Source organism: Sphingorhabdus sp. (assembly GCF_023910635.1).
GTDB lineage: Bacteria > Pseudomonadota > Alphaproteobacteria > Sphingomonadales > Sphingomonadaceae > Sphingorhabdus_B.
On sequence record NZ_JAAVVZ010000053.1, the window covers coordinates 1 to 3,626 of the forward strand.

Consider the following 3,626-nt stretch of genomic DNA (forward strand, 5'->3'; position numbering starts at 1 on the left):
CAAAGACGCGTTTTGCCGATGATATCGTCTCTTGTCGGTGCGCGACGATAATCCGCGTTATGCCCATTTCGGAAATAGCCGCATTCACCGCCGCCTCATGCTTGGCATCCAAATGGGATGTGCCTTCATCGATGACCAACAGTCTGGGTTGCCGATACAAAGCACGTGCCATCAACACGCGTTGTTTTTGGCCGCCTGATAATGTGGACCCCATATCGCCAACCAATGTTTCATATTGCATCGGCATCTTGGTGATATCGTCATGAATTGCGGCTGCTGTTGCCGATGCGACAATCCGCGCCATGTCAGGCACCTCGTCAAACAAGGCAATGTTGTCGGCTAAAGTTCCGGCGAACAAATTATCATCCTGCGCCACCGCACCAATTTGCCGCCGGTAATTTTGATTGCCGAAGCGCGCGAGTGGCTGACCATCAATCAAAATGTCCCCGCTTTCAGGTTCCACCAAGCCCAAGATGATCTTCATAAGCGTTGATTTGCCGCCACCCGATGGGCCAGTGATCGCGATATGGTCGCCGGGTTCGACGACAAGATTTATGCCATCGAGTACCAGCGGGTCGGACGGGCTGTAACGATAGCGGATATCGCGCAGTTCGATTCTGCCCCTCAACTCGGCGTCGTTCGATGTGTTCTGCTGAAATCCCGTGTCCTCTTTGGTGAGCGCAATGTCGGACAAACGCTCCAGATGCAGGTTGAGCATGCGGAAATCGATGGCTTGATCAATGAGTGAGGCGGCTTTGCCCAGAAACTGCCCTTTGTACGCCAGATAGGCATAAACCATGCCAATGCTGAAGCCACCGTCGATAACAAAGCCAATGGCGAGCCAGACGGTGATAATGCCCTCTAACCCGAATATTATTGTATTGGCCGAACCTTGCCAGATACCAATACGCGACAGGCCGATGCTGGTGTTGATCGCATCGACCGATTTGGTCTGCCACAGGGCATGTCGTTCGGTCTCTTTGCCGAACAGGCGAAGCGTGGTCATACCGCGCAAGGTCTCGATCATCATCGACTGTACCTTGGCACCAGTGACGATGCTCGCTTCTTGCGCCTCGCGCTCGATTGGGAAAGTGACCACGCGCACGACGATGTAGAGCGCAAAGGCAATAAGTGCGATGAAGCTCAACGTCGGGCTGTAGAAGAACATCAGCGCCAATGTAAAAATCGCCATCGCGCCATCGAGCAATGCGGCAACGGCTCCCGTGGTCAGCATCGACTGGATCGGACCGACTGATTGGAAGCGTGATAATATGTCGCCCGTATGCCGCTTTTCGAACCAGTCGATGGGCAAGCGGAAAAGACGACGGACGATGTTCGACGATATGCCGAAGCCCATCATCGTGCCAGCATTCAGCAAGACGAAAGAGCGCAGTACTGATGCCGATAAATTGATGAAGGTGAACAAAGCGAACCCGACCGAGAGGACGGTCAGCAAATCCTTATCCTGCGTTGGAACCACGGTATCTACCGCAATCTGCATATAATATGGCGAGGCAAGAACGAAGGCTTGCAGCACAAGGCTCAATACCAAAGTCTGCACCATTGCGCGCTTTAGCCCGGTCATCCGTCGCCATAGCTGACGCAGCTTCAATGTTTCGCGCTGTTCGCCGGTTTCGAAATTATCGGAAGGGCGCAGCTCAAGTGCGACACCGGTAAAGTGTTTCGATAGTTCCGACTGCTCAAGCCATTTGCTGTTGCCCGCTGGATCGTGGATGAGCGCCTTGCCGTTTTTGATCTTCTCAACAACGACATAATGACTCATGTCCCAATGCAGGATGGCAGGCAGGTTAAGCCCTGCGAGATTCTCGATAGGCAGTTTAACCGGACGCGGCGTCAAGCCCATGCTGTCAGCTATACCCATCACCGATTTCAGCGGCGCGCCACGCATCGACATCACAAACCGCCGGCGAAGTGTGCCAAGGTCTACATCAAGTCCGTGATAGCCTGCAATCATTGCCAAGCAGGCTAGCCCACATTCGGCAACCTCCGTCTGCCGGACGAGGCGGACTTTGGAACGGCTGAAAAATCCAAGATTAAGCGCGTTCATCGGCGGCCTACCGCATAAAGAGGTTCGAACAACCATTCGAACAAGGATTGTTTGCGCGTGGTGATACGGGCGCTGAGTGTCATTCCGGATAGCAAAGGCTGTTTCTTGCCGAACGCCATTATGTAGGGCGCTTCGATTTCTGCGATGGTGATGTACACGGGGACCGGGTTGCCTTTTGCATCTGCGGTGGAAATGGGCGCGCCGGGGATGGATGATATCCGCGCCTTGATTGTGCCGAATTGCTGATAGGGGAAAGCGTCGATGGAGAGCTTCACCTCTTGGCCCATACGCACGAAGCCGATCATCGTCGCCGGAATCGGAAGTTCCGCTCTTAGCTTTGACCCTTTTGGAATGATCGAAAGCAATGGCGTTGACGCTCCAACCGACTGCCCGGCCTTGACCGTGATTGCGGTGGCCATGCCGCTGGCAGGTGCCGTCAGCACATAGCCGCTAGCCACCGAAACATCGACCTGCTGGCGTGCGAGCTCCGCCCGGGTTGCTTTGAAGTTGGCCGATTGCGCCTGCGCTTGCGCCGCTGTCTGTCCAATGGCACGTCGAGCATCCTCCAGTTGCGCGGTCTTGCTGGCGCGGGTCTGCTCTAACTGTGATAGCTGCTGTTTGCGGTTCGCTAACTGCTCCTCGCGGATTAACATGTCGCGGCGGCTAATGAAACCACGCGTCGCAACCACCTGTGCGGAATCTAGCTCTTTCTGTGCAGAAGCTAGCAAAGATTGCTGCACGACAATTTGCTCTGCAACGTTGCGTAGTTCCTGTTCGAGCCCGGTCATTTGCACGGAAAGTCTCGACTGTTCTGCAAGGGAAGCTGTTGCCAGTGCGCTGGATTGGTCAAACAATCGCGCATCCTGAATTTGGAGTGACGCCGCAACTTGCGCTGGCGCTGTCTGACCAGCCGCAGTGGTTTCGCCGGTAGTGATGTGCGCAAGGGAAGCGCCTTGCTCGACGACCTGCCCCTCCTTGACCAGCAGTTGCGACACTATGCCGGGGCGTGTTGGCACGGCGACCGCAATCCCCTTATCAGGCACAATAAGACCCGATACTGTCTCCACCCGCGAATAGCTCGATGAAAACATGAAAATCAGCGCAACAATCAGTGCTGCCAACAACACATAGCCAATCGCCTGCCACCGCACAGGGATGGCAAGGTTGACCTCACCATGCAGCCGGTCGGCGCGATATTCCATTACCTCTTTGCGAAATAGTTGAATCAAGTTTGAATTCTCTGGGTAAATCAGTTACTTCTGAATTAGCTGACAAACTTGGCGTTCGCTAGTAAATTGAATGGTATACGAGGCGTTGGTATATCGCGCCTTTGGCTTTCGCTGCGGATTCCTTGGGTTGCTCCATTTGGAGATCATTCAGGAACGGCGCCTAGACCATGCCCCCGGTATGGCCTTTACCGTCGCACCCGCGAATTTGACCTCGACCTCATCACCACCGCGCCCAGCGTTGTGTATAAGTTACAACTCAGCCGCAGCAAAACCGAAGACGCGTGTGAGATGGAACTGCACAACCCGTCCGACATGCCCGACGTCAACCG

2 protein-coding genes and 1 pseudogene are annotated in these 3,626 nt (G+C 54.7%); 1 reads left to right on the top strand and 2 read right to left on the bottom strand.

Translation table 11 applies throughout. The features are described 5' to 3' along the window. Nucleotides 1-2,068, bottom strand: a 2,068-nt coding sequence (locus HEQ34_RS13915; RefSeq protein WP_296201493.1) for a peptidase domain-containing ABC transporter, incomplete at its 3' end; no start/stop codon positions are given. Then, entirely contained in the window at nucleotides 2,065-3,270 is a 1,206-nt protein-coding gene (locus HEQ34_RS13920; protein ID WP_296201495.1) for an HlyD family efflux transporter periplasmic adaptor subunit, read from the bottom strand. The genes HEQ34_RS13920 and HEQ34_RS13915, both read right to left, overlap by 4 nt. 127 nt (nucleotides 3,271-3,397) lie before the next feature. Between HEQ34_RS13920 and HEQ34_RS13925 the strand changes: the two are divergent. Beyond that, nucleotides 3,398-3,626 (top strand): annotated as a pseudogene (locus HEQ34_RS13925) (hypothetical protein); the annotation flags it as partial.